Source organism: Streptomyces sp. NPDC006393, assembly GCF_040628575.1.
Taxonomy (GTDB): Bacteria; Actinomycetota; Actinomycetes; order Streptomycetales; family Streptomycetaceae; genus Streptomyces.
In genome coordinates, this window is the sequence record NZ_JBEXZD010000215.1 from 1 (window position 1) to 2,462 (window position 2,462).

A 2,462-nucleotide genomic window follows, 5' to 3' on the forward strand; every position below is an offset into this window, starting at 1 on the left:
GCCGCGGCGGTGGTGGTCCACGGGCCGGCGCTCGCCCTGCGGCTGCCGTGGCGGGCATAGAAATACTATTAAGATATCAATTTATAAAAAAAAGATAATGAAAATAAGTATTACCTCACAGAGAGTTTAATAAATTTTGAAGAAGAAAGTATTAGAGAAAATTTAGCTGAATTTTTGCAATTACATGTGAAATATATATCTGAGTTATTGTTTTTTATAAAAGAACCTAAAACTACTAAAGAAGTCTTAAACTATGCAAATGAAAATTATAATATGTCTTGGAAACAAAACGGACAGATTCATGAGCGACTAGCGTGGTTAAATGATTTAGGTTTAATTAATTCAATGAGTTATAAAAAGTTATATGTTATTAACCAAGAGGGAAGAAATTTTATAGAAAAATATCCTCCTTTGAAATCTTTTAATATATCTGAATATGTTCAAGATATAACTGCAAAAGAAAAATTAATTAAATTACCAGAATGGATTGAGGAGTTAGGTTGGAACGTCAACAACATTGATAGAAAAGATGGATTAGGTTATATTCCAGGAGGTAGAGCAAAAGCAACTGAACTGATATTAAACATAATAGAATTTACTTTAAATGCTAAAGATACAGAGTCATTAAGTAATTATATTAATGATAAGTTCAAGTGCAAGGAATCATCTGTAAATAGTTTTTTAACATTTCTAACTAATTTAAAAATTATAGATAGAATTGGAGAAAAAGTTTACGAAACTTCAGATTATGGTATTAAACTTTTAAATTCTGACCGTCCAGATTTATATCTATTATTTTTTATAAACAAAGAATATAAGTATATTTTTGAAATACTTTTCGTGTTAGAAGAGTCCCCTCAAGAGCCTAAAGAATTAATTGCTAGAGGTGTAACTGAGTTTAATATGAATTCTGAAAGACTTGATAGAATTAGAGAAAGAATAGCCCATTTAAAAAATGCTAAATTGATTTTGAATGATAAAGGTAAAAAGTTAAAATTATCAAATCGTGGTCAGTTATTATTATCAGTATTAAAAGGTAAAATGAGTATTAATAACTCTTCAAATAAAGGAGTTGGGTTATTAAAAAATAATGAAGGTAGTTATCAAAATTTATTAAAAGAAGTTCGCTTAGCTTCAACTAAATCTTCTAGTCCGCACGATTTCGAAAAATTATTAGAAAAAACATTTATTGAACTAGGTTTTAAAACTAAATTGTTAGCGCAATCAGGCACTACAGATATTTTATTAACTGCTAGGACAGTTCCAGATTATACGTATAAGGTAGCTATTGAGGCAAAGACAAATAAGGAAGGTATAATTACTGAAAACTTAGTGAATTTTGATGCGCTTAAAGAACATAAAAAGAAGCATGATGCAGATTTTATAGTAATAGTTGGCAAAAATTTTAATGGAAGATTGAAAAGATTTGCTGAAAACAATCAAGTTTTATTATTGGATATTGATAATCTTGAATTATTAGTGAAAAGGCATCAAGTATATCCTTTACAAGCAATTGAATATAAAAAATTATTTAATCAAGTAGGAGAAGTAGATATAAGCGTTTTGGATAGTACATATAATAGAATGCGTAGATATAATGTATTATTTAAATCGATTATAAAAACTTTAATAGAAAATAGTGATGACGAATTTACAAAAGGTATATTAACTATACGTGAAATTTATATGCTTATAAAAAGCATAGATGAGTTTAATGATGAAGATTTAACTAAAGAAGAAGTAGATAATATGTTAAATTTACTTTCAAATCCATTAATTGGGTGTGTAGGAAAGGAAAAAAATGGTTATTATGCGAAAGGATCTTTAGTTGACGCTCAATTAAAATTTGGGTTTTATTATTCTGCATCAATAAAATAAGACATTATTTATGATTTTATGCTTTTTAATCATTGGATACCTTATTTAATTTGAGATGTTTTTGTATAATTTTATCTAGTTGCTGCTATTCTATATCTAATATTTCTATATTTTCTTTTATTGATCTTATTATGATAGTTATTTTCTTTTTACTTTACAGTGTCGAAAGTTTCTATAAATCCGCAAAAATTAAACCAAGATTTATTTCACTCGTAAGTGTTAATGTAAATCTTGGTTTTTTGATTATAATTCAATTTTAGTTTCATAGTCTATAGATGTTTTAGGACCATTCCAAATTTGCACCGTTCCATCATCTTTAACTACGATAGTATTAGCTCCTGCACCGGATTTATTATTAGCGTTAATTGTCCATTCTTAACCATTGTATTCAGGTTCTTGAAATTTTAATAAATCTGCATTTCCCACTTTATTTATAGCTGCAATAGCATAATCAAAAACGTTATCTCTAGTTACCTTTTGTTGATTCTTCCCGCTGCGGCTGTTCCTCGCGGCGCACCATCAGCTCGCCGTAGCGCGCGGTGGACCGCCAGTGCACGCGGCGCAGGTCGTCGCCGTAGCGGTAC

1 protein-coding gene and 1 pseudogene are annotated in these 2,462 nt (G+C 29.1%); one reads left to right on the forward strand and one right to left on the reverse strand.

Translation table 11 applies throughout. From position 1 onward, the window contains the following. The first annotated feature begins 186 nt into the window (after positions 1–186). Positions 187–1,878: a restriction endonuclease gene (locus ABZ484_RS38590; protein WP_281189170.1), complete on the forward strand. Its 1,692-nt coding sequence runs from the start codon at positions 187–189 to the stop codon at positions 1,876–1,878. A gap of 490 nt (positions 1,879–2,368) precedes the next feature. Here the strand turns inward: ABZ484_RS38590 and ABZ484_RS38595 are convergent. Further along, positions 2,369–2,462: pseudogene (locus ABZ484_RS38595) on the reverse strand (DUF58 domain-containing protein); the annotation flags it as partial.